General features: G+C 70.8%; 21 protein-coding genes and 1 tRNA gene. 5 read left to right on the top strand and 17 right to left on the bottom strand.

Annotated features, from left to right (window positions below; genetic code table 11):
- The first annotated feature begins 61 nt into the window (after positions 1 to 61).
- Positions 62 to 2,461: a heavy metal translocating P-type ATPase gene (locus tag ACSQ14_RS07255; RefSeq protein WP_436011169.1), complete on the top strand. Its 2,400-nt coding sequence runs from the start codon at positions 62 to 64 to the stop codon at positions 2,459 to 2,461.
- Between the two features lie 17 nt (positions 2,462 to 2,478).
- Positions 2,479 to 2,880 (top strand): Cu(I)-responsive transcriptional regulator, encoded by a 402-nt coding sequence (gene cueR, locus ACSQ14_RS07250; RefSeq protein WP_436011166.1) that lies wholly within the window; start codon positions 2,479 to 2,481, stop codon positions 2,878 to 2,880.
- 144 nt (positions 2,881 to 3,024) lie between these two features.
- Here the strand turns inward: cueR and ACSQ14_RS07245 are convergent, their stop codons facing one another.
- From ACSQ14_RS07245 to ACSQ14_RS07225, 5 genes are all read right to left on the bottom strand, one after another.
- The gene (locus ACSQ14_RS07245) at positions 3,025 to 3,447 is read right to left on the bottom strand and encodes a DUF3574 domain-containing protein (protein WP_436011165.1); all 423 of its coding nucleotides are present in this window, start codon (positions 3,445 to 3,447) and stop codon (positions 3,025 to 3,027) included.
- A 52-nt stretch (positions 3,448 to 3,499) separates the two neighbouring features.
- Complete coding sequence (locus ACSQ14_RS07240; protein WP_436011163.1) at positions 3,500 to 4,693, bottom strand: lysozyme; 1,194 nt, start codon at positions 4,691 to 4,693, stop codon at positions 3,500 to 3,502.
- Positions 4,694 to 4,936: 243 nt separating this feature from the next.
- Positions 4,937 to 6,379, bottom strand: coding sequence for a magnesium transporter (gene mgtE / locus ACSQ14_RS07235; RefSeq protein ID WP_436011161.1), 1,443 nt, complete (start codon positions 6,377 to 6,379; stop codon positions 4,937 to 4,939).
- 64 nt (positions 6,380 to 6,443) lie between these two features.
- A tRNA-Leu gene (locus tag ACSQ14_RS07230) sits at positions 6,444 to 6,528 on the bottom strand.
- Positions 6,529 to 6,588: 60 nt separating this feature from the next.
- Entirely contained in the window at positions 6,589 to 6,840 is a 252-nt protein-coding gene (locus tag ACSQ14_RS07225) for a FliM/FliN family flagellar motor switch protein (protein WP_436011159.1), read from the bottom strand.
- A 91-nt stretch (positions 6,841 to 6,931) separates the two neighbouring features.
- Here ACSQ14_RS07225 and lipB point away from each other — a divergent pair, with 91 nt between their 5' ends.
- Positions 6,932 to 7,654 carry a lipoyl(octanoyl) transferase LipB gene (lipB, locus tag ACSQ14_RS07220; RefSeq protein ID WP_436011157.1) on the top strand — a complete coding sequence of 241 codons (723 nt, stop codon included), beginning with the start codon at positions 6,932 to 6,934 and terminating at the stop codon, positions 7,652 to 7,654.
- Positions 7,655 to 7,814: 160 nt separating this feature from the next.
- Positions 7,815 to 8,300 (top strand): peptide-methionine (R)-S-oxide reductase MsrB, encoded by a 486-nt coding sequence (msrB, locus tag ACSQ14_RS07215; protein WP_436011155.1) that lies wholly within the window; start codon positions 7,815 to 7,817, stop codon positions 8,298 to 8,300.
- 22 nt (positions 8,301 to 8,322) lie between these two features.
- Here the strand turns inward: msrB and ACSQ14_RS07210 are convergent, their stop codons facing one another.
- Both ACSQ14_RS07210 and ACSQ14_RS07205 read right to left on the bottom strand, forming a co-directional pair.
- Entirely contained in the window at positions 8,323 to 8,820 is a 498-nt protein-coding gene (locus tag ACSQ14_RS07210) for a two pore domain potassium channel family protein (protein WP_436011153.1), read from the bottom strand.
- Positions 8,821 to 8,945: 125 nt separating this feature from the next.
- Entirely contained in the window at positions 8,946 to 10,139 is a 1,194-nt protein-coding gene (locus tag ACSQ14_RS07205; RefSeq protein WP_436011151.1) for a BON domain-containing protein, read from the bottom strand.
- A gap of 156 nt (positions 10,140 to 10,295) precedes the next feature.
- On the opposite strand from ACSQ14_RS07205, the gene ACSQ14_RS07200 reads away from it, so the two are divergent.
- On the top strand, positions 10,296 to 10,724 hold the full coding sequence (locus ACSQ14_RS07200) for a hypothetical protein (RefSeq protein ID WP_436011149.1): 429 nt from the start codon (positions 10,296 to 10,298) through the stop codon (positions 10,722 to 10,724).
- Here the strand turns inward: ACSQ14_RS07200 and ACSQ14_RS07195 are convergent.
- The 10 genes from ACSQ14_RS07195 to ACSQ14_RS07150 form a co-directional block, all read right to left on the bottom strand.
- Entirely contained in the window at positions 10,721 to 11,485 is a 765-nt protein-coding gene (locus tag ACSQ14_RS07195) for an ATP12 family chaperone protein (RefSeq protein WP_436011147.1), read from the bottom strand. The genes ACSQ14_RS07200 and ACSQ14_RS07195 overlap by 4 nt on opposite strands.
- Before the next feature lie 137 nt (positions 11,486 to 11,622).
- Entirely contained in the window at positions 11,623 to 12,609 is a 987-nt protein-coding gene (locus ACSQ14_RS07190) for an RluA family pseudouridine synthase (protein WP_436011145.1), read from the bottom strand.
- Positions 12,606 to 12,989: a fluoride efflux transporter CrcB gene (gene crcB / locus ACSQ14_RS07185; RefSeq protein ID WP_436011143.1), complete on the bottom strand. Its 384-nt coding sequence runs from the start codon at positions 12,987 to 12,989 to the stop codon at positions 12,606 to 12,608. Before crcB ends, ACSQ14_RS07190 begins: the two co-directional genes overlap by 4 nt.
- Before the next feature lie 50 nt (positions 12,990 to 13,039).
- A complete protein-coding gene (locus tag ACSQ14_RS07180; RefSeq protein WP_436011141.1) occupies positions 13,040 to 13,549 on the bottom strand; it encodes a CC0125/CC1285 family lipoprotein in 510 nt (169 codons plus the stop codon).
- 84 nt (positions 13,550 to 13,633) lie between these two features.
- A complete protein-coding gene (locus ACSQ14_RS07175; RefSeq protein ID WP_436011139.1) occupies positions 13,634 to 14,395 on the bottom strand; it encodes an RluA family pseudouridine synthase in 762 nt (253 codons plus the stop codon).
- Between the two features lie 136 nt (positions 14,396 to 14,531).
- Complete coding sequence (locus tag ACSQ14_RS07170) at positions 14,532 to 15,842, bottom strand: replication-associated recombination protein A (protein WP_436011137.1); 1,311 nt, start codon at positions 15,840 to 15,842, stop codon at positions 14,532 to 14,534.
- Between the two features lie 40 nt (positions 15,843 to 15,882).
- Complete coding sequence (locus ACSQ14_RS07165) at positions 15,883 to 17,268, bottom strand: Do family serine endopeptidase (protein WP_436011135.1); 1,386 nt, start codon at positions 17,266 to 17,268, stop codon at positions 15,883 to 15,885.
- A 109-nt stretch (positions 17,269 to 17,377) separates the two neighbouring features.
- The gene (locus ACSQ14_RS07160; RefSeq protein WP_436011133.1) at positions 17,378 to 18,430 is read right to left on the bottom strand and encodes an alpha/beta hydrolase; all 1,053 of its coding nucleotides are present in this window, start codon (positions 18,428 to 18,430) and stop codon (positions 17,378 to 17,380) included.
- A 116-nt stretch (positions 18,431 to 18,546) separates the two neighbouring features.
- Positions 18,547 to 19,788, bottom strand: coding sequence for a TCR/Tet family MFS transporter (locus ACSQ14_RS07155; RefSeq protein ID WP_436011131.1), 1,242 nt, complete (start codon positions 19,786 to 19,788; stop codon positions 18,547 to 18,549).
- 24 nt (positions 19,789 to 19,812) lie between these two features.
- Positions 19,813 to 21,318 (bottom strand): dipeptidyl-peptidase 3 family protein, encoded by a 1,506-nt coding sequence (locus ACSQ14_RS07150; RefSeq protein ID WP_436011129.1) that lies wholly within the window; start codon positions 21,316 to 21,318, stop codon positions 19,813 to 19,815.
- Between the last annotated feature and the right edge of the window lie 173 nt (positions 21,319 to 21,491).

Here is a 21,491-nt window from a genome sequence, read left to right as displayed (position 1 = left end):
GCTCCATCGAACTCGGGCGACCGGTCAGGGCATTGATTTATCTCCGTTATGGAGCCGACACATGGCCAACCGACCGACCTGCAACCATGCCCACGGGGGGGCGCCGGACGCACGTCACGACCATCACCATCACGATCACCCGGGTCACGTCCACGCTTCCGCCCCGGGCGACGTCAAGGATCCGGTCTGCGGCATGACCGTCGATCCTGCCACGGCCAAGCATCACGAAGCCCATGGCGGGCAGACATTCCACTTTTGCTCTGCGGGCTGCGCCGAGAAGTTTCGCAAGGATCCCGACCGCTACACGGGCGTCGCCCCGCCCCCGCCCCCGCCCGTCGAAGCTCCGACCGGGACAATCTACACCTGTCCGATGCACCCCCAGGTGCGGCAGGTCGGACCGGGCTCCTGCCCCATCTGCGGCATGGCGCTCGAACCGGAGCTGGTCACGGCCGAAGCCCAGCCCAATCCCGAGTTGAAGGATATGACCCTCCGGTTCTGGGTGGGCCTCGCCCTGGCCGCGCCAGTCTTCGTGCTGGAGATGGGCGCTCACCTAGCAGGGCACATGGTCCGGCTGGACGGACAGACGTCGGCCTGGATCCAGTTCGTCCTGGCCACGCCCGTGGTGCTGTGGTGCGGCTGGCCGTTCTTCGAACGCGGGGCGCGCTCGCTCGTCAACCGCAGCCTCAACATGTTCACCCTGATCGCCATGGGCGTGGGCGTGGCCTGGCTCTACAGCGTCGTCGCGACCGTCGCCCCGCAGGTGTTCCCGGAAGCCTTCCGCCGGCCGGACGGCTCGGTCCCGATCTACTTCGAGGCGGCGGCGGTCATCACCGTGCTGGTCCTGCTCGGGCAGGTGCTGGAGTTGAGGGCCCGCGAGCGCACGTCCGGCGCGATCCGGGCGCTGCTCGACCTCGCGCCCAAGACCGCCCGTCGGGTCCGCGAGGACGGCTCCGACGAAGAGGTCACGCTCGACCGGATCGCGGTCGGCGACCGGCTGCGCGTGCGTCCGGGCGAGAAGGTCCCGGTCGACGGCGGACTGCTGGAGGGCCGGGTCTCGATCGACGAGTCGATGGTCACGGGCGAATCCATGCCGGTGACCAAGGAACCCGGGGCCAAGGTGGTCGGCGGCTCGATCAACAAGACCGGCTCCTTCGTCATGCGCGCCGAGAAGATCGGCGCCGACACCCTGCTCGCGCAGATCGTGCAGATGGTCGCCCAGGCCCAGCGGAGCCGCGCGCCGATTCAGCGGATGGCCGACCAGGTGTCCGGCTGGTTCGTGCCGGCGGTGATCCTGGCGGCCGCCTTGGCCTTCGCCGTCTGGGCGGTCTTCGGGCCCGAGCCACGCTTCGCCTTCGCCCTGGTGACGGCGGTCTCGGTGTTGATCATCGCCTGCCCCTGCGCGCTCGGTCTGGCGACGCCGATCTCGATCATGGTCGGCGTCGGCCGCGGGGCCCAGGCCGGCGTGCTGATCAAGAACGCCGAGGCCCTGGAGCGCCTCGAGAAGGTCGACACCCTGGTGATCGACAAGACCGGAACCCTGACCGAGGGCCGGCCGGCGGTCACCGCCATTCGGCCCGCCGAGGGCTTCGACTCGGGCCAGGTGCTGCAGCTGGCCGCCAGCCTCGAGCGCGGCAGCGAGCACCCGCTGGCCGACGCCATTGTCCGCGCCGCCGCCGACCAGGGTCTCCCCCTGTCCGAGCCCAGCGATTTCGACTCGCCTGTCGGCAAGGGCGTGCTGGGCGTCGTGGACGGCCGGCGGCTGGTGCTTGGCTCCGGCAAGTTCCTCGCCGAGCAGGGCGTCGACACGCGGGCGCTCGATCAGGAGGCGGAGACCCTGCGCAGCGACGGCGCGAGCGCCATCTTCGCCGCCGTCGACGGACGGATCGCGGCCGTCTTCGCCATTGCCGACCCCATCAAGCCGACGACGCCTGACGCGGTGAGAGCGCTGAAGGCCGACGGCGTGCATCTGGTGATGATGACCGGCGACAACCGCACCACCGCGCTGGCGGTGGCGCGCCGGCTCGGCATCGACGAGGTCGAGGCCGAGGTGCTGCCCCAGGACAAGGCCGCCGTCGTCGAGCGCTTCCGCTCCGAAGGCCGCAACGTCGCCATGGCCGGCGACGGGGTGAACGACGCCCCGGCGCTGGCCGCCGCCGAGGTGGGCGTGGCGATGGGCGCGGGCGCCGACGTCGCCATCGAGAGCGCCGGGGTCACCCTGCTGAAAGGCGACCTTCAGGGGCTGGTGAAGGCCCGCCGCCTCTCGCGCGCGGTGATGGGCAACATCCGCCAGAACCTGTTCTTCGCCTTCGCCTACAACGTGGCGGGGGTGCCGATCGCGGCGGGCGTGCTCTACCCGGTGTTCGGCTGGCTGCTGTCGCCGGCCATCGCCGCGGCGGCCATGGCGCTGTCGTCGGTCAGCGTGGTCGGCAACGCCCTGCGGCTGCGCAACGTCAGACTCTGAGCCCACAGGAGCAAGGCATGAACATCGGCCAGGCGTCGAAGGCCTCCGGGGTCTCGACCAAGATGATCCGCTACTACGACGAGATCGGCCTGGTGCGGCCCGCCAGCCGCACCGGCTCGAACTACCGCGAGTACGACGACAAGCAGATCAACGAGCTGCGCTTCATCAAGCGCGCCCGCAGCCTCGGCTTCGCCGTGGCCGAGATCCAGCAACTGCTGTCGCTGTGGCGCGACCGCGCCCGGCCGAGCCGCGAGGTCAAAGCCATCGCCGAGCGCCACCTCGCCGACCTCGACGCCCGCATCGCCGAGATGCAGGCCATGGCCGACACCCTGCGCCACCTGTCCCACGGCTGCGCCGGCGACGACCGCCCCGACTGCCCGATTCTGGAGGACCTGACTGAAGGGCACGAGACTGCCTGATCTCACCCCGTTCGTCCCGCCGAAGGCCGGGATCCAGGTGAAGGCCTCGGCGCTCGCGAAGAGCGCACCCGAGACCTTCCTGTCAGGCTCAGCCCCGGATCTGGTTCCCGGCCTTCGCCGGGATGAGCGGATCTGGGTTCTGTCTCAGAACGAGACGCAGGCCGGCTGGGTGATCAGCAGGACCGAGTCCTGCTGGAAGCGGACCTTGTAGGCCCCGCGGGCGGCCTCGATGCGCTGGGAAGAGTCGCCGCGAGTCGGCAGGACGATCAGCACGACCTTGGCGGATTCGCGGATCAGCTTGTTTTCCGGCCCGCGCCACTGGCCGCCGCCGTCGATGACCGTCAGGCCGTCGGGGAATCGCGGCGTCAGCTCCTCGTCGACGAACTTGCCGAACGCGGCTTCGCTGACGCCCGGCTTGCCGGCGACGTTGCGACCGAAAAACAGCTGAGCCGTGCGCAGCCGCTGCTGCCCGTCCGGGCAGGCGGCCGGCGGCGGCGGCCGGGTGGCGCAGGCCGCAAGGCTCAGGGCCAGGCCCGCGCCGACAGCGAGTCTCAGGGTTAAACGCATCAATGCGGCTCTACCATGTGTCGGCCGGACGACGCGAGGCCGAGCGCGCCGATCAGGGCCTGCGACGCTCGCGGCGTTCCGCCGCGTGGGTCACCCGCTGCAGCAGCAGGAAAACGGCGGCGGCGATGAAGCCGACGCCGGCGACGCCCGCCAGCCAGCCGACCAGCAGCGGCGTGAAGATCCCCTGCTGCGGCCCGGGCGGGGCGTTGAACGCCCAGAAGATCCCGCCGGCGAAGAAGGCCAGGCCCAGCGCGCTCAGGCTCACCACCACCAGCAGTCCGTCGTCCGGCGTGCTGTCGAGCGACTGCACCGGCGGCGGCACGAACTCGAACGGCGCGGTGTCGTCGATCAGCACCCGCGGCGCGTCCGCCGCGTCGGGCCGCGTCTCGCGAAACAGGCTGGGCGGCGGATCCGGCTCGGGCGCGGGCTCCGCCACCGCGGGAGCTTCGGCCGTCGCCGGTTCGGGCGACGTCTCGACAGGCGCGGGCTCCTCGGCGCGCGGCTCTTCCGCCGGCGCGGGATCCGGAAGCGGCTCCGCCAGGGCGGCCGGAGCGGCGTCGGCGAACAGGGTCTGCAGACGCGCCGTCACCACCGCGGCGGCGGCCCGCACCGGGCTGTCCGGCTCGGGATCGTCCGACTTTGGCGCGGCAAAATCTTCCCGGCTGACGGCGATCGCCGCGCCGTCCAGCGAGGTCACCACCTGCGCCGGCGTCCCGCGCGGCGCAGTGTCCGGCGCGGTGTCGTCGAGTTCGGGTTTCAGCACCGCCGAGGGCGCGACCCGCCAGGCGTCGTTCGGCGGCGTCAGGAACAGCAGCTTCTCGGCCGCCCGGCGGCGCACCAGGGCGTCGACGACGATCCGCTCGCCCTGGAAGTCGGCCCTGCGCCAGAGCTCCAGCGCGAAGGCGGCCTGGGTGAAGGCCCCTTCGTTGATCCGCTTCAGCACCTCGGAGCCGCGAAACGCCGCCAGGCCGATCGAGAAGGCGAAGGCGCAGAGCGCGTCGAACTGGTTCTGGGTGAGGTCGGCGTAGACCAGCTCGCTCACCGTGTGGGCGACGCCGATCATGTCGTAGAGCAGCAGCGCCTCGGCGTCGGCCTCCGACACCTCCGCGCCCTGCCGTGCGGTCAGGGTGTGGCTATAGCCGATCGTCCAGCGGCCGTCGGGCAGCTGGGCGGCCTTTCGGCGATAGCCCTCGAACCGCTTGATCAGGGTGATCGCGGCCCGGGAGACCTGGTGGCGCGGCGGCATGCCTCAGTCCCGGTTTGACACAGACGCGCGGGGCGTCACGCCCAACAGGGCAAGATGCGGGCCGCGCAAGGCTAGTGTGCTGGATCTGAAGTTCGCCTGCTTCGGGTCACACGCTGGAGCGAACTTCAGATCCAAGATGCACACTAGAATACAAAGACTTGGCTAGTGTCCTTATTGATGCCGAAGTTCGTTCGAGCGCGCCACCGGCCCCTTCGAACTTCGGCATCGGGACACTAGCTCGCTTTACAGCAGGATGACCGCGGCGATGCCCAGCAGCGCAAGGAATCCGAAGAAATCGGTCATGAAGGTCACCACGACCGAGGAGGAGACCGCCGGATCACGGCCGAGCCGCTCCAGCACGATCGGCGCGAGCACCCCGGCCAGCGAGGCGACGAAGAAGTTCGCCAGCACCGCCGTCCCGACCACGCCCGCCAGCTTGGGGTCGTGCCACCAGAAATAGGCCGCGAGGCCGAGCAGCACCCCCATGGTCAGGCCGTTCAGCACGCCCACCGCCATCTCCCGCAGGATCGTCCGGGTGGCGTTGGCGGTGCTCAGCTCGCGCGACGCCAGCGCGCGGACCGACACCGTCAGCGCCTGGGTGCCGGCGTTGCCGCCCAGCGAGGAGACGATCGGCATCAGCACCGCCAGCGCGGTCAGCTTGGCGATCTCGTTCTGGAAGGCCCCGACGACGCTGGCCGCCAGGGTGCCGGTGACCAGGTTGACCATCAGCCACGGCAGCCGCGAGCGGACGATGCCGGCTACACCGGCGTCGCGCCCGGCGTCGGAGACGCCGGCGAGGTGGAAGATGTCCTCTTCGCTCTCTTCCTGGATCACGCCGACGATGTCGTCGACGGTGATCTGGCCGACCAGCCGCCCGCCCGGCTCCACCACCGGGGCGGAGATCAGGTGGTACTTGTTGAAGATGTAGGCGACCTCTTCCTGGTCCATGTCGACCGGGATTTCGGTGACCGGCTCCATGACCTGCGCCAGCGGCACGTCGCGGCGCGCGCGCAGCAGCAGGCTGACCGGCGCGGCCCCCACCGGCTTGTAGGCCGGGTCGACGACATAGACGTCGAAGAACAGCTCCGGCAGTTCCTCGCTCTCGCGGCGGATGTGGTCGATGGTCTGGCCGACGGTCCAGAACTGCGGCGCGGCCACCACCTCGCGCTGCATGAGCCGGCCGGCGGTCTCGTCGGCGTAGCCCAGCGAGCTTTCAATCGCCGCCCGCTCGATCTCCGGCATCGCGGCCAGCACCTGGGCGCGCTTGTCGGCCTCCAGGTCGTCGACGACGTCGGCGGCGTCGTCGGACTCCATTTCGCCCAACGCCTTGGCGAGCGTCGCCGAAGGCACGTGCTCCAGCACCTCCTCGCGAATCTCGGTGTCGAGTTCGGAAAGAATCTCCGCCAGCGCCTCGGGGTCGAGATGCGGCAGAAGCTCCTGACGGTCCTCCTTGGAGAGGAAGCCCATCAGGTCGGCGATGTCGGCCGGGTGCAGCGCGCCCAGCAACTCGCGCAGCCGTTCGGCGTCGCCGCGATCGAGCGCGTCGGCCACCATCGGCACGAATTCGGGATTTAGGGCGTAGTCCTCGCCAAGGGCGAGGTCTTCAAGGTCTTCTTCCGTCCCCGGGGACGCCATCGCCTGATCCGCCTTCGTCTGGTCCATGAGGTCGTCCGTTTCACGGCTCATGCGGACCTCCTCAGGCTGACTAATGCGATGCGTTTCCCTACCCGGCTTGATGACCTTGATTCACTGGTGCGGTCGAGAAGACTCGAACTTCCACGGGTTGCCCCACAGCGACCTCAACGCTGCGCGTCTACCAATTCCGCCACGACCGCTCGTGGTGAGGCGCGGGGTTAGCAAACGTCCGCGCCTTTGTGAAGCGTCATCGTCGCGGATTAAGCGACGCCGGCCATATAGTCGTAGACATCGGCCTCGCCGGTGACGGCGATGGCGATGCGATCCTCGTTGATCTGGATCTCTCCGCGAGCGATCGGATGGTTGTTGGCGAGGATCCAGACCTCGTCGTTGACGCCGGCGTCGAGCGGAATCACCGCGCCCCGGCCCATCTTCAGCAGCTGGGCCATGGGGAGCGTCGCGCGGCCGAGCACGATCTGGATCTCGACGTTGACCGCCTTTACCTGACTCACCCGCGCAAACCCCCGAAACCCAAGAACGAACCGATAAGAATCAGTCCCCGGCTTTGCGCCACGCGCACCGGAGCGCCATGTTGGAAGTGAGATGCTTGACCACGCGTTAAATCCCGCCGCCGCAGCGCCGTTCGGCCGCGGCGACGGCCTCGCCGCCGGCTGGGCGGTGTCGCCCGGCTATGTCGACTATCCCGCCGCGGTCGAGGCCATGGAGGCGCGCGCCGCCGCCATCGCCGAAGGCCGGGCGGGCGAGCTCGTCTGGCTGCTGGAGCACCCGCCGCTCTACACCGCCGGCGTCTCGGCCAAGCCGGACGACTTGCTCGACCCGCAGCGATTCCCGGTGTTCCGCAGCGGCCGCGGCGGCCAGTTCACCTATCACGGCCCCGGCCAGCGGGTGGCCTACGTCATGCTGGACCTGAACCGCCGGCGGCGCGACGTGCACGACTTCGTCGCCTCGCTGGAGGCCTGGATCATCGGCGCGCTCGGCCAGTTCAACGTCGACGGCGAACTGCGCAAGGGCCGCGTCGGGGTCTGGGTCGAGCGCAAGACGCCCGGATTTCCGCCGCGCGAGGACAAGATCGCCGCGATCGGCGTGAAGCTGCGCCGCTGGGTCTCGTTCCACGGCATCGCGCTGAACGTCGAGCCGGATCTCGCCCACTTCTCCGGCATCGTCCCCTGCGGCCAGACCGAGCACGGCGTCACCAGCCTGGTCGACCTCGGCCACCCCGTCAGCCTGGCGGAAGCCGACGAAGCGCTGCGCGCCAGCTTCGTCCAGGTGTTCGGCCCGGTCGAGCCGGCGGACGCGCCGGTCTAGTTCGTCAAATCCCGCTCCTTCCCGCGAAAGCGGGAACCCAGGCTTTTTTGTCGGCGCGGAGATAACAAAAAAACGCCTGGATCCCCGCTTTCGCGGGCACGAGCGGATTGGGGCGGCGGCAGCACTTTTCGACCTTCCGCCGCAGCCCTACATTCCCTCCATGACCCAATTTTCCCCCTCCGGTTTCGACCTCACCCCGCCGTCGGCCGACGAGCGTCGCAAGTTGGAAGCGACGCTGACGCCGGAAGAGGCGGAAGTTCTGCTGAACCACGGCACGGAGGCGCCGTTCTGCGGCGGCCTGCTCGATCAGAAGGACGACGGTCTCTACTGCTGTCGGCTCTGCAGCCTGCCGCTGTTCCGGCACCAGACCAAGTTCGAGAGCGGCACCGGCTGGCCGTCGTTCTGGGCCCCGTTCGACGAGGCGCACGTGAAGGCGGTGCGCGACACCTCCTATGGGATGGTGCGCATCGAGACCCGCTGCGCCCGCTGCGACAGCCACCAGGGCCACCTCTTCCCGGACGGTCCGCCGCCGACCCAGCTGCGCTACTGCATCAACTCGGTCTCGCTCGAGTTCGTGCCGATGAGCGTTCCGCTGCCCGACCGCCTGGACCGCGGCGACGTCCTGCCGGCGCCCGCCACCAGTTGACGCCGCGCTCACGGCCGACGCATCAGCCCGACGGCGGCTGAGCGCCGCGCCCGCCCGGGCGGCGCGAGATCGCGCCCCGCGGCAGCGGGTGCTCCGGCCCGGCCTGCAAATGCTCGATGACTCGGAACAGGAAGGCCGTCGACCAGCCGAGGAGCAGCATGCCGTTGACCGCCTCCAGGACGCCGACGATCCGCCACGGCGGCGGCAGCGCCGCGCCCGCCTCACCCACCGTAGAATAGGCGCTGGTCGAGACGTAAAGCGCGTGCTCGAGGGTCGGCAAAATGTCCATCAGGCGAAAGGCGAAGGCGTACATCCAGATCTCCAGCCCGTGCAGGCCGAACAGCCCGAGCGCGATGCCGAGGGGCACCGCCAGCCGGTCCAGAGTCGGCCAGCCGGTCTTCAAGAATCGGAGGTGCAGCCTTGTCGTTGAAAGAAGCAGGTCGAGGCCCACCAGGTGCACGACCACCGTCAGGCAGACCATGACGGCGGAGACGCCGAGTTCGGCCGGAAGATTGCTCATTGCCCCTCAGTCAGCATCGCGGGAACGGCGACACTAGATGCGGAGTCGTCTCCCGTTCGAAGAGGGCGCGATGAAATCCCGCCCCGCCGAAGCCGACACTTGCGCCGGCGGGGCGCGCTAACCGCCTAGTTCCGCTTCGTCTTCGGGTCGACCGGCGCATTGGTCGTCGTCGAGCGCTCGGCCGCGGCGCCGGTGCTGGTGCGGCCGGACAGGCCGCTGACGCCGTTGTTGCCCGGGTCGAGCGCCTGCTCGTGGCGACGCATCTCGGCCTCCAGCGCGCTGGAGCCGAAACCGCGTCCCGCGCCGGTGAAGCCGGCGTTGGGCGCGACGCGCAGGTTGTTCTGCACGTGGCGCACGCCGAACAGGTCCTCGATCAGCCGCTCGGCGCGATGCTTGGCCTCGCGGTTCTCGACGTGGCCGGACAGCGTCACCTCGCCGTCCTTCACCGCGACTTCGATGTTGGAGGCGTCGAGCCAGGGATCTTCCGTCAGACGGTCGTGCACCTCGTCGCTGATCCGCTCGTCGGTGCGCTGGTAGCCCTTCGGGCCAATGCCGCGGTGACCGCGATCCGGCCGGCCGGCCTCGCGGCCGAGGTTCTGGCGATAGCTTGGGGGCGCCTCGCGCTCGTCGTCGCGCCCGCGCGGATCGCCGCGGAACCAGGAACTGATCCGCTCGCCGGCGCGCTGCAGGAACTCGGTCGGCCCCTCGCCGCGGTTCGGCTCGCGGTGGTCCTCCCAGGGCGCACGGCCGCGCGCCGCCGCACGCCGCCCCTCGTCATACCCGCGCTCCTCGTCATAGCCGCCGGACGGCCACCGCCGGCTCTCGCCAAAGCGGCGCTCGGCCTCGGCCTCCCAGCCGCCGCGCCCGCGGCCTCGCTCCGGGCTGGAGCCGCCGCGCCATTCGGGCCCGCCGCCGCCCGGGCGTTGATGCCGATACCCGTAGTCGTCGTCGTCGCGCTCGCCGACGCGGCCGCGCCCCGTGTAGTCCTGGTTCTGGATCCGGGGCGGCCCGCCATGGCGGCCGCCCTGATAGGCCTGCGGACGGCCGCCGCGGCCGTAGCCGCCCGGACCCGAGGCCACGCCGGAGCGTCCGCCGTAGTCCTCTTCGTCCTCGTCATAGCTCATGCGCCGCCGGCGCGGCTCGTCGTAGGCCGGCCCGCCGCGCTCGTCCTGCGAAGCGCCCGACCAGGACCGGTCCTCACCGTGTCGCGGCTCGCCGGGGCGTCCACGATCCTCGCCCGTTCGCCCGTAGGTCTCCGAACGGCGCCAATCGCGATCGCGCCATTCCCGGTCGCGTTCATCCATCCACCTGTCGGCCATCGCCGTCCTCCGGATCACCTCAGCGCGTTGGGCGCACTGCACCCGCACGCGGCGAAACACGGGGATGTGGAGGTTGTTCCGGCGAAATCCGGCCGCCGCCGACGGGAACTTGCCGCAGTTCAATGCGGCCGGCGGCGCGGCGTGCGAAGGTCGACCATGGTCGAACCCCGCGCCATCCAAGCCGGCCTCGCCTATTGCGCCGTGGTGTTCGCCGCGGGCCTGGTGTTCGGGCTGATGCGCTCGCACTGGGTGACGCCGCTGGCCGGCGAGTTGGTGGCGGTGATGCTCGAAGCGCCGGTGTTGCTGGCGATCGCCTGGAGCGCCTGCGGCTGGATCGCCGAGCGGTTCGACGTCGCTCAGCAGTTCCTGGACCGGCTGGTGATGGGCGGCGTGGCCCTGGCGGTGCTGATCTGTGCGGAGGCGGTCACCGCGCTGCTGCTGCAGCACGCCTCGCTGCTGACCTATTTCGCCGCCCACGGACGCAGCGCCGTGCTGCTGGGGCTGCTGGTGCAACTCGCCTTTGCGGTATTCCCGATGATCCGCCAGCGGCGGCTGGATCAGGCCGGTTCCGGGAACCCGCCCTAGGACGCCAGCCCGCGGAACCAGCGCTCCAGCATCTCGGCCTCGATGCGCAGCAGCGCGACGCGTTCGGCGGCCTCCTCATCGACGCCCCACTGCTCCTCCTGCCAGGCCTCGTCGAGCCGCGACAGTTCAAGCGCCTGGACGCCGCCCAGCCAGCCGCGTTGCAGGCCGATCACCAGGATGGCGGAGCCGAACAGGGCCGCGCCGAAGGCGAGTCCGGCCAGGCCGAAGTCGTCGAGCCCCAGCGCGATGCGGCGGACCTCGTCGAGGGTCTCCTGCGGCTGCTCTTGGTGGATGATCCCGGAGGCGCGCACGAACGACAGCCGCGCCTCGGCCTCGACGCGGTCGAGCAGCGGCCCCCACAGCTCGTTCTGCCGGCTGACCAGCGCGAGCGGCTCCTCGGCGAAATAGAGCATCAGGTCGGCGCCGGCGTAGCGGGCGATCTGGTCGGCGGTCGCCTCGCGCGCCTTGCCGATCGAGTCGATGGCGGTGTTGGCCAGACGCGAGGCGTGCATCTGCGACAGCTCGATGGTCTCGCCCTGGGCGGCCCACTCCGCCGCCACTAGGTCGGCCAGGCCGCGGGTCGGCAGCAACAGCCGGGTCCCGCCCGGAGTGCGCAGCGCGCGCCCGTCGAGCAGCACGGCGAACCCGCCCTCGGCCTCGGCGACCTCGACGGCCTTGTAGAAGCGGCGCGGCTTTTCAGCCGGCTCGTGGAATCCCTTGCGCATGCCGGGGTGAATGGGGACGAAGCCGCAGCGACGCAAGCCCTAACGCCCCCTCCGTCTCGCGCCTGCGGCGCGATCCACCTCCCCCGCTGCGCAGGGGAGGAGCTGGGATCGCTGCTCCCCCGCATGCGGGGGAGCTGTCAGCGTAGCTGACTGAGGGGGCGGTCGCGGCCGCGCTACCGCCGCCGCTTGCGCTTCTCGAACGGCTCGGGGTCGGCCTCGTGTTCGTCGAAGCCGAAGCGCTCGAATCCGGCGCGCATCTCGGGGCTGAGCGGCGCCTCGAGGATCAGGGTGCCGCGCGACGGGTGCGGGATGGTCAGGCGACGGGCGTGGAGCTGCAGCTTCAGGCCTTCCGACAGCGCCGCCGAGGCGTCGGTCTTGTACTTCGGGTCGCCGAGGATCGGGTTGCCCATGGCCAGCATGTGGGCGCGCAGCTGGTGGGTGCGGCCGGTGTGCGGCCACAGCGCCATCCAGGCGACCTCGCGGCCGGCGTTCGACAGCTTTACGAACTCGGTCTCGGCGGTCTCGGCCATCGGATCCTTGGGATCGGCCGGCACCACCATCTCGCGGTCGCCAACGCCCTTCTTGGCCAGCGGCAGCTCCAGCACGCCCTCCTCCGGCTTCGGCAGGCCGGCGACCAGCGCCCAGTAGATCTTCTGGGTGCGCCGCTTGGCGAAGGCGCCGGCGAGCTTCGCCGCCGCGCCCGGGGTCTTGCCGAGCACCAGGACGCCGGAGGTGTCGCGGTCGAGCCGGTGGACCAGCCGCGGCCGCTCCAGCCCCTCGCCCCACGACGACAGCAGCCGGTCGACGTGCTTGGAGGTCTTGGTGCCGCCCTGCACCGCCAGGCCGGAGGGCTTGTTCAGCGCCAGCACCTCCTCGTCCTCGTAGATCACCAGCGAGCGGGCGAAGGCGGCCTCGCGCGGGTCGAGCCGCTTGACCTCGCCGGGTGGCGGCGGCTCGGGCAGCGGCGGCACCCGCACCTGCGAACCGGCCGCCAGCCGGGTGTCCGGCTTGGCGCGCGCGCCGTCGACCCGGATCTGGCCGGAGCGGGCCAGCTTCTGGATCTGGATATGATTGAGGTGCGGCCAGCGGCGCTTGAACCAGCGATCCAGGCGCACGCCGTCCTCGCCGCTGTCGACGTAAAGGGTGCGGACCTCCCTCATGCGAAAACCCTCCGGGCGATCAACAGGCCGGCGAACAGCGCGCCGATCGACAGTGCGACCGAGGCCGCGCCATAGGCGGCGGCGCTGAACACCTGGCGCCGCTCGATCATCAACGCCGTCTCCAGCGAGAAGGCGGAAAAGGTGGTGAAGCCGCCCAGCACGCCGACCCCCAGCAGGAGCCGCCAGCGTTCCTGATCGGCTCCGCCGCGGTGGGCCAGCGTCGCGATCAGCAGGCCCATGCACAAGCCGCCCAGCACATTGGCCAGGAAGGTGCCGTAGGGCCAGCCGGTCCCAAATGCGCGCGTCGTCTGGACGCCGAGGACATAGCGGGCGATCGCGCCCACTCCGCCGCCGACGCCGACCAGAAGGTAGTTCAGCATCGGCCCCTTATGCGACGGCGCCGCCTGGGCGCAAAGCCCGGCGCGCGCAATCAGCTCGGCGCGGGGCCGCCCAGCGAGCTGCGCACCGCGCGCGCGTCATAGACGTCGAGGCCCGGCGGCTTCGGACCGCGGCCCATGAACACCTCGAGGCTCGCCGTGGGCGAGCCGGAACCGGAGCCGTAGCCGTCGTCGCCGAAGGTGGTGCCGACGCCCATGCCGACGCCGCTGCTGCCGCCCCAACTGCCGCCGCCGACGCCGATGCTGAAGCGTGGGCCGCTGCTGCCGCTGGAGCTGTAGCTCATCGACCGATCGGACACCCGGAACCAGTCGAAGCCCTCGGCGATCGTCAGATCGGCGGCGCGCACCAGCGCGAAATCCATGACCTGGCGTTCCGAGGCGCTGGAGCCGCCGCGGAACATCACCCGGTAGCGGCCGGGCTCGATGCGATATTCGGAATAGCCGACGGAGCCGGGCGCGGTGGCGGCCTGGAAGACGGTCGGCGTCGACGCGCAGGCGGCGACCGTCAGAGCGGCCAGCGCGGAAAGGACAAGACGTTTCATCTTCGACTTCACGTTCGGGCGAAAAGCGTTGCGCCTTCCGCGACTTCGCCGGCGGAACGAACCAACCTGCGCCGCCGTTCCGGATCAGTCCAGCTTGAGCGCCGCTAGCAGCGCGGCCATGTCCGGCGGGGTCGGCGCCTCCAACCGCTTCAAGCCGCCGCCCGGGTGCGGAAAGATCAGCGCCAGCGCGTGCAGCATCAGCCGCGGGGCGGGCTGGCCCTCGACCATCAGCGCGCCGCCGTAGCGCACGTCGCCGACGATCGGCCGGCCGAGCGAGGACAAGTGCACCCGGATCTGGTGCATCCGGCCGGTCTCCGGATCGACTTCGAGCAGCGCGGCTGTGTCAGTCGCCTTCAACGTCTTGTAGCGGGTGCGCGCGCTCTCGGCGTCGGGATGGTCGGCGGCGCAGATCCGCATATAGGCTTCGCGGCCGATCTCCTCGCGGCGCAGCGCCGCCTCGACGACGCCGGCGTCCGGCTGCGGCGCGCCGGGCGCGACGATCGCCCGGTAGGTTTTGGCGAACTTGCGCGACATCATCGCCTTGCCGAGGAAGCCCGCCGCCGGCTTGGTCTTGGCGGTCAGGATCACGCCGGAGGTGTCGCGGTCCAGCCGGTGGATCAGCCGCGGCCGCGGCTTGCCGGGCTTGGCGAAAGCCCACAGCAGCTCGTCCAGGGTGTTGACCTGCCCGCGACCGCCCTGGCTCGACAGGCCCGAAGGCTTGTTCAGCGCCAGCAGCGACTCGTCCTCATAGATCACCAGGCTGCGGACGAAGGCGATCTCCTCCGGCGTCAGCTTGATCGGCGGCTTCTCAGGGGCGCGGCTCTTCCGCGGCGGACGGGGGGTCATGGCGGGGCCGTGCGCGCGAGCGCCCCCTCAGTCAGCTGCGCTGACAGCTCCCCCGCAGGCGGGGGAGCAGCGACCCGCTCCTCCCCTGCAAAGCGGGGGAGGTGGATCGCGCCGCAGGCGCGAGACGGAGGGGGCGTCACTCTCCGCCCTTCCGCTGTCCGCGCAGCGCCGCCCAGCGTTCCAGCCGTTCCTTGATGCGCGCTTCGGTCCCCTCGCCTTTCGGCTGGTAGAAGCTGCGCCGGCCCATCTCCTCGGGGAAATAGTCCTGGCCGGAGAAGCCGCCCTCGACGTCGTGGTCGTAGGCGTAGCCCTTGCCGTAGCCGAGATCCTTCATCATCCGGGTCGGCGCATTGAGGATGTGCGGCGGCGGCATCAGCGAGCCGGTCTCCCGCGCCGCCGCCATGGCCTTCTTGTAGGCGACGTAGACGGCGTTGGACTTCGGCGCGGCGGCGAGGTGCACGACCAGCTGGGCCAGCGCGATCTCGCCCTCGGGCGAACCCAGGAAGTCGTAGGTGTCCTTGGCGGCGTTGGCGAGCACCAGCGACATCGGGTCGGCCTCGCCGATGTCCTCCATCGCGGCGCGGATCAGCCGCCGGGCGATGAACAGCGGGTTCTCGCCGCCCTGCAGCATGCGCGCTAGCCAGTAGAGCGCCGCGTCCGGATCCGAGCCGCGGATCGACTTATGCAGCGCCGAGATGAGGTTGTAGTGCTCCTCGCGGTCCTTGTCGTAGGCCGGGCTGCGCTTCTGCAGCACCTGGCCGAGCTGCTTGGTGTCCAGCGGCTCGGCCGAGGCGATATTGAACAGGGTCTCGGCCAGGGTCAGCAGGTAGCGGCCGTCGCCGTCGGCCATCGCCACCAGCGCCTGGCGCGCCTCCGGCATCAGCGGCAGCGGCCGGCCTTCGAACGCCTCGGCCTTGGCGAGCAGCGCCTCCAGCGCCTCGGCGTCCAGGCGCTTCAGCACGAACACCTGGCAGCGCGAGAGCAGCGCCCCGTTCAGCTCGAAGGACGGGTTCTCGGTGGTCGCGCCCACCAGGGTCACCACGCCCTCCTCGACGAACGGCAGGAAGCCGTCTTGCTGGGCGCGGTTGAAGCGGTGGATCTCGTCGACGAACAGCAGCGTCGATTGCCCGGCCGCGCGCCTTGCCCGCGCGGTCTCGAACGCTTTCTTCAGGTCGGCGACGCCGGAGAACACCGCCGACAGCTGCTGGAAGGTGTAGCCGGCTTCCTTGGCCAGCAGCCGGGCGATGGTGGTCTTGCCGGTGCCCGGCGGGCCCCAGAGGATCATCGACGCCAGCCGCCCAGCCTCGGCCATGCGGCGGATCGGGCCGCCGACGCCCAGCAGGTGCTCCTGGCCCACAACCTCATCCAGGCGCTGCGGGCGCAGGCGGTCGGCGAGCGGCGACGGCGCCTGCGGCGTCAGGCCCGCGGCTTCGAAGAGATCGGCCATGCGGCGCGGTCTAGCACGATCCCCAGCGGCAGGTCGCCCCTCAGCGGAAGGTCGCCGTGATCTGCCGCCCGCCGCGCTCGATGGTCACCTGCCAGCTCGGCGCCGGACGACTGGCGACGGCCGCCAGGTCGCGCGCCGATTGGACCGGCCGGCCGTTCACCGCGTGGATGATGTCGCCCGGCTGCAGGCCGACCGCGGCCGCCGGCCCGCCGGCCACCTTGGTGACGACGACCCCCTGGCCGAAGGCGTCGGCGCCGAGTTCCTCGGCCAGCGCCGGCGAGAGGTTCGCCACCGTCGCTCCGGTGAAGGGGCTGCGGCCGCCAATGGTCTGCTCATCGCGCGCCGGGGTCGCCGGCGCGGCCTGGGCCTTCAGGGTGACGGTCTGCTGCTGGCCGTTGCGGCGTAGGCCGAGGCTGATGGAATCGCCCACCCGATGGGTGCCGATGACGTAGTTGACGGCGCCGGCGTCGACCGCCGGCCGCCCGTCAACGGAGACGATCACGTCGCCCTGGCGAACCCCGGCGCGGTCCGCCGGTCCGCCCGCCCAGACGTCGGCGACCAAGGCCCCGGACGGCGTCGCCAGCCCGACGCTGCGGGCCATCTCCGGCGTCACGCTCTGCAGCCGCGCGCCGAGCCAGGGCCGGACCAGGGTGCGGCCGCCGCCGACCGCCGTCTCGACCGCCTGGCGCACCACGGGGCCCGGCACCGCAAAGCCCACGCCCGACGAGGTGCCGGAGCGCGAGAGGATGAAGCTGTTGATGCCGATCAGATCGCCGTTCATGTCGACCAGCGCCCCGCCGGAATTGCCCGGATTGATCGCCGCGTCGGTCTGGATATAGGCCGAGCCGGCCTCGTCGGCGGTGCGGTTCAGCGCCGAGACGATGCCGTTGGTCACCGTCTGGCCGACGCCGAAGGGATCGCCGATCGCCAGCACCAGGTCGCCGACCTGGATGTCGGCCCCGTCGTTGATCGCCAGCGTCGGCAGCCGGTCATTACCGACGTCGACCTTCAGCACCGCCAGGTCGGTGCGCGGATCGGCCAGCAGCACGCGGGCGGGAAACTCCCGGCGATCGGCCAGCGCGACGGTGATCTCCTGGCCGCCCTCCACCACGTGGTTGTTGGTGACGATGATCCCGTCGGCGCGGACGATCACGCCCGAGCCCAGCGAGCCCTCCACGCGGTCGCGCGGCGCGCCCATGCCGAATAGCTGCCAGAACGGATCGGCCTGCTGCCGCACCATCCGCTTGGAGGAGATGTTCACGACCGCCGGGGCGGCCTTCTTCACGACGCCGGCGAACGACATGCGCATGGCGACGGCGCTGGCCGGCGCGGCGCGGGTGGCCGGCGGGGTCTGGGCCAGCGCCAGGGGCGGCGCGCAGGCCGCGAACACGACGATGGCGGGAATCAGGACGCGATGCGCGCGCATAGGCTCTCCGGTTTGCCCAACAAACGGCGGAAACACAGCCAAGGTTTCCGGCGCAAATTGGGCTGCGGTGGACGCTTCGTCCAGCCGGCGCGAACCGCGCGGTCGGCCGCTAGGCCTTCGCCCGCAGCGCGGTCCTCAGCGACGAGACCAGATCCGCCTTGAAATCCTGGGCCAGGGCGCTCGGCAGGGCGTCGAAGCCGTGGAAGGCCCCCGGGACGACGTTCAGGCGCACCGGCACGCCCGCATCGATCAGCCGCCGCGCGTATTCGACGTCCTCGTCGACGAAGAGATCGACCGAGCCCACGCCGATGAAGGCCGGCGGCAGGCCCTTCAGGTTCTCGACCCGTGCCGGGACCGACCCGGCGGGGACCTTCCGCGACCCCGCTGGCGCGCCGAGCAGCGAAGTCCAGCCGAACCGGTTGCGTTGCTCGTCCCAGATGACGAAGCCCATGTAGGGCGGCTTCTTGCGCGTGCTGCCGGTCCGGTCATCCAGCATCGGGTAGACCAGCGCCTGGTAGGCGAGCGGCACCTCCCCGCGATCCCGCGCCGCAATCGCCAGCATGGCGGCGTGCCCGCCGCCGGCGCTCTCGCCCAACAGGGCGATCCGCGCACGATCGACGCCCAGCTCCTCGGCGTGCTGGTAGAGCCACTTCAGCGCCGCATAGTTGTCTTCCAGCGCGCCGGGGAACGGCGTCTCCGGCGCCAGGCGGTAGTCGACCGAGACGACAACGCAATCCAGCGCCGCGGCGAGCTCCTGGTTCGAACTGAGCGCCTGCTTCGCGGTCCCCATCACGAAGCCGCCGCCGTGGATCTGCAGGATCGCCGGCCGCGACGGACCGCCGGGCTTGCCGGCGTTGATCACATAGATGCGCACGTCGGGCGCGCCGCGCGGCCCCGGGATCGTCCGCTCGCTCCAGCCGGGCGCGGCCCTCGGCGGCGGCGAGAGGGACAGCGACGCCTTGCGCTCAGCGGCCAGCGTCTCGTCCGTCAGCGGCCGCAGGGCGAACATCTTCTGCAGCCGCACAAACACCGGGCGCAGCTCGGGATTCACAAAGAGCGTCGGGTCGAACGCCGCCGCCGCCGCGAAGGCGCGGCCCCCGCCAAGGGCCGCGACCGCGCCGCCGGCGACCAGGGCAAAGCTGCGTCGTGAAAGTTGGCCCATCGGTTCCCCGCCCCGCTGATATCTTCGCAACAGCAGAGCTCGCCGCCCACCGGCGTTCAGTCAAGCAGTTGCTTCTATTTTCGAACGATGCCGCCCGATCTCGCCGAGATGTCGGCTCAGGCGGACTCGCGGGCGCCGTGCGGCGCGACCGCCACGGCGGCGACCAGCGCGGCCAGCATCAGCAGGCCCGCAGCGACCAGGAAGGCGACGCCCGCCGCCGCGCCGCCATGCACCTGCGCGGAGGCGGCGTAGAGGTAACCGAAGGCCGCCGGGGCGATCATGCTGGTGAGCCCCATGATCCCGCTGTTCGCCCCCTGCAGCCGTCCCTGCTCGTTGGGCCCGACGCGACGGGTGGTGATCGCCTGGAAGCCCGGCGCGAACAGTCCCAGCAGCGCGCCGATCGGGGTGCCGAGCAGGAAGATCCAGCCAGCGGGCGCCAGGCCGTAGATCGCCAGGGCCAGCGCGCCGGCGACCAGTCCCAGGATCATCGCCCGCATCTCGCCGATGCGCGGGACCAGCCGCGGCACCAGCCACGCCTGGACGATCATGCCGAAGACCCCGGTCGCCGCCAGCACCGGCCCGGTGACCTGCAGCGACCAGCCGTAGCGGTTTCCGGCGTAGAGGACGAACAAGGTCGGCAGCACAGCGTGGGCGAACTGCATCAGGAAGTTGACGACCGAGAGCCAGAGCAGCTCCGGGTGCGAGCCGAGGAAGCTCAGCGACGCCGCCGGATTGGCCTTCCGCCAGGAGAACGGCGCGCGGTGCTCGGGCTTGAGCGACTCCGGCAGCACGAAATAGCCGTAGACCGCCGCCGCCAGCGACACCCCGGCGGAGACGAAAAATGGGAGCCGCAGATCGACCGCGCCCAGCAGGCCGCCGAGCGCCGGCCCGACGATGAAGCTGAAGCTCCAGATCGCGCCGACCAGGCCGAAGCGGGCCGCCCGCTGCTCCGGCGGCGTCACATCGGCGATGTAGGCGGTGGCGACCGAGAAGCTCGAGGCGGTGAAGCCCGACAGCACCCGGCCGATGAACAGCCAGGTCAGGTTCGGCGCGAACGCCATCAAGAGGTTGTCGAGCCCGAGGCCGAAGATCGAGGCGAGCAGCACCGGCCGCCGGCCGAACCGATCGGACAGCGCGCCCATGATCGGCGAGCCGAAGAACTGCGCCACCGCCCAGACCGCAGTCAGCAGGCCGATCCAGCGGCCGGCCGAGGCCGCGTCGCCACCCTGGAACTGCTGCACCAGCGGCGGAAAGACCGGGATCAGCAGGCACAGCGACAGGGTGTCGAGGCCCAGGCTGACGAGAACGAACGGCACCGCGGCGCGCCGGCCAGCGGGGCGAACAGCGGTGGCGTTCATCTCATCTCGTCGCGTCGAAGCCGGTCAGACCTTTTCCGGATAGGTCGGCGAGATGTCGACCGGAATGTCGCCCAGCGTCGCGTTCACCGCGCGGGCATGATCGTCCAGGTGGGCGTAGCGATCGAACAGCGCCTTCATGCCGGCGTAGTCGCCGTCGCCCTGCAGCCGCACGAGGTCTGCCAGCAGATCGCGCAGGCCGCTCGCCATCGCCGCGTCGTCGACCCGGAAGCGCTTCTGGGTCGCGTCCCACTGGAACGCGCCCTTCTCCTTCAGGTAGCCGTACTGCAGCGCCGCGCCGCGGCCGTGGGCCTCGCCCTCGCCCCAGCGCGCGGCCCGCAGGATCCCGGCCATGTAGGTGGCCATCAGCTGCGGCCGCTCCGCCGCCGGCAGCTGGCCCTTATCCATCATGAAGAGGATGTTGTAGGCGCCCATCACGTCGGCCTTGGCCTCCTCCGACGTGCTGTAGATGTCCTTCAGCTCCGCCTGGACGGTGGTCGGCCGGCCGCCGACGGTGATCGTGCCAGGCCCCAGGCTGTGCGCCAGCTCGTGGAACAAGGTCTCGTAGACCATGTAGTCGCGGGTCACGAGCGGGACCTGTTCGGCCACCAGCGCGCGGGCGGCGATCGGCTTGAGGATCTGGTCGTACTTGGCGCCCAGCACGTTGGCGAGGATCACCTTCTTCGCCCCCTTGGCCTCGCGCACCCGTTCGTCGTTGGGCAGGTTGAAGGCGATGGTCTGCGGCCCATGCAGGTTGTCGCCGCCGCCGTGCACCTGGTCGGCGACGGCGATCGGCGAGGCGCCGCCGCGCTTGAAGTTCTTGTAGCGGTCGTCGACCGGGAGGTTGGCCTCCATCTCCCCGAGGTGGGCCTTGAACCGCTCGAGCTTGGCGCTGGCTTGCGGATCCTTGACCGTGACGAAGGCTTCGAAGGCGGTCTTCTGGCCGTAGAGTTCGTCGGTGTAGGTCTCGTAGGGGCCGATGGCGACCTCGATGGGCGTGCCGCTGACGTCCATCCAGGCCATCTCGGAGTCGAAGTAGTCGTTGCTGCGGAAGGCCTCGGCGCGCAGCGTCAGGAAGCGCTTGAGGCTGGCGTTGCTGGTGGTCTGAGCCGCCTGCTCCAGCAGCGCCGCCGCGCGGGTCAGCTCCGGCTTGTAAGCGACCGAATAGGGCGTGGTGACCAGCCGGGTCCCCTGCCGCTGGACGACGGTGTAGCCGTTCAGCAGCTTCTCCCGCTCCGCCGGATGGGCGGCGACATAGGCGTCGAGCTCGGCCTTGGTCAGGCCCGCCGGATAGAAGCCGTGGCCCGGCCCCGGGCCCGCCGACTGCTTGGCGTAGATCGCCGTCATCTCGTTCGCCGCCTGGATCAGCAGGTTCACCACCTGGCGCTCCTCCGCCGAGAGGAAGGCGGTGTTCGGCTTCATCACCACCTGGGCGTAGTTGCTCTCGTCGTGCGCGTCGGCCGGCGCGGCGGCGGCGAGCTGCGGGGCCGTGGCGAGCACCAGGGCGGCGGCGAGGGAAAGTAGCGAACGCATGCGTCAGGCTCCGGGAAAACGCCCGCTATCGCTTAGCCTGTTACATCAGATGTGACGAGTGGGACTCTCGCCGTGACCCGCCCTGCCCCGCAGGCGGCAAATGACGTTGGCGGCCCGGAGGCGGCGCGGGATTAATCGACCCGGGCGCCATGCCGGTGCATGCTCCCCTGGAC

Origin of the sequence: Phenylobacterium sp. LjRoot219 (genome assembly GCF_964252995.1) — a bacterium.
Taxonomy (GTDB): domain Bacteria; phylum Pseudomonadota; class Alphaproteobacteria; order Caulobacterales; family Caulobacteraceae; genus Phenylobacterium.
Note: the sequence above shows the minus strand (reverse complement) of the source record. Positions and strands in the feature narration are given on the sequence as shown.

What these genes read in the sequence shown, in the direction of transcription:
- ACSQ14_RS07175 (WP_436011139.1), bottom strand. Translation starts at nt 14,395, where the DNA reads ATGACCCCCCGTCCGCCGCGGAAGAGCCGCGCCCCTGAGAAGCCGCCG.
- ACSQ14_RS07245 (WP_436011165.1), bottom strand. Translation starts at nt 3,447, where the DNA reads ATGCGTTTAACCCTGAGACTCGCTGTCGGCGCGGGCCTGGCCCTGAGC.
- lipB (WP_436011157.1), top strand. Translation starts at nt 6,932, where the DNA reads ATGCTTGACCACGCGTTAAATCCCGCCGCCGCAGCGCCGTTCGGCCGC.
- ACSQ14_RS07255 (WP_436011169.1), top strand. Translation starts at nt 62, where the DNA reads ATGGCCAACCGACCGACCTGCAACCATGCCCACGGGGGGGCGCCGGAC.
- ACSQ14_RS07210 (WP_436011153.1), bottom strand. Translation starts at nt 8,820, where the DNA reads ATGAGCAATCTTCCGGCCGAACTCGGCGTCTCCGCCGTCATGGTCTGC.
- crcB (WP_436011143.1), bottom strand. Translation starts at nt 12,989, where the DNA reads ATGCTGAACTACCTTCTGGTCGGCGTCGGCGGCGGAGTGGGCGCGATC.
- ACSQ14_RS07155 (WP_436011131.1), bottom strand. Translation starts at nt 19,788, where the DNA reads ATGAACGCCACCGCTGTTCGCCCCGCTGGCCGGCGCGCCGCGGTGCCG.
- ACSQ14_RS07160 (WP_436011133.1), bottom strand. Translation starts at nt 18,430, where the DNA reads ATGGGCCAACTTTCACGACGCAGCTTTGCCCTGGTCGCCGGCGGCGCG.
- ACSQ14_RS07205 (WP_436011151.1), bottom strand. Translation starts at nt 10,139, where the DNA reads ATGGCCGACAGGTGGATGGATGAACGCGACCGGGAATGGCGCGATCGC.
- ACSQ14_RS07200 (WP_436011149.1), top strand. Translation starts at nt 10,296, where the DNA reads ATGGTCGAACCCCGCGCCATCCAAGCCGGCCTCGCCTATTGCGCCGTG.
- ACSQ14_RS07190 (WP_436011145.1), bottom strand. Translation starts at nt 12,609, where the DNA reads ATGAGGGAGGTCCGCACCCTTTACGTCGACAGCGGCGAGGACGGCGTG.
- ACSQ14_RS07180 (WP_436011141.1), bottom strand. Translation starts at nt 13,549, where the DNA reads ATGAAACGTCTTGTCCTTTCCGCGCTGGCCGCTCTGACGGTCGCCGCC.
- ACSQ14_RS07240 (WP_436011163.1), bottom strand. Translation starts at nt 4,693, where the DNA reads ATGCCGCCGCGCCACCAGGTCTCCCGGGCCGCGATCACCCTGATCAAG.
- cueR (WP_436011166.1), top strand. Translation starts at nt 2,479, where the DNA reads ATGAACATCGGCCAGGCGTCGAAGGCCTCCGGGGTCTCGACCAAGATG.
- ACSQ14_RS07170 (WP_436011137.1), bottom strand. Translation starts at nt 15,842, where the DNA reads ATGGCCGATCTCTTCGAAGCCGCGGGCCTGACGCCGCAGGCGCCGTCG.
- mgtE (WP_436011161.1), bottom strand. Translation starts at nt 6,379, where the DNA reads ATGAGCCGTGAAACGGACGACCTCATGGACCAGACGAAGGCGGATCAG.
- msrB (WP_436011155.1), top strand. Translation starts at nt 7,815, where the DNA reads ATGACCCAATTTTCCCCCTCCGGTTTCGACCTCACCCCGCCGTCGGCC.
- ACSQ14_RS07150 (WP_436011129.1), bottom strand. Translation starts at nt 21,318, where the DNA reads ATGCGTTCGCTACTTTCCCTCGCCGCCGCCCTGGTGCTCGCCACGGCC.
- ACSQ14_RS07165 (WP_436011135.1), bottom strand. Translation starts at nt 17,268, where the DNA reads ATGCGCGCGCATCGCGTCCTGATTCCCGCCATCGTCGTGTTCGCGGCC.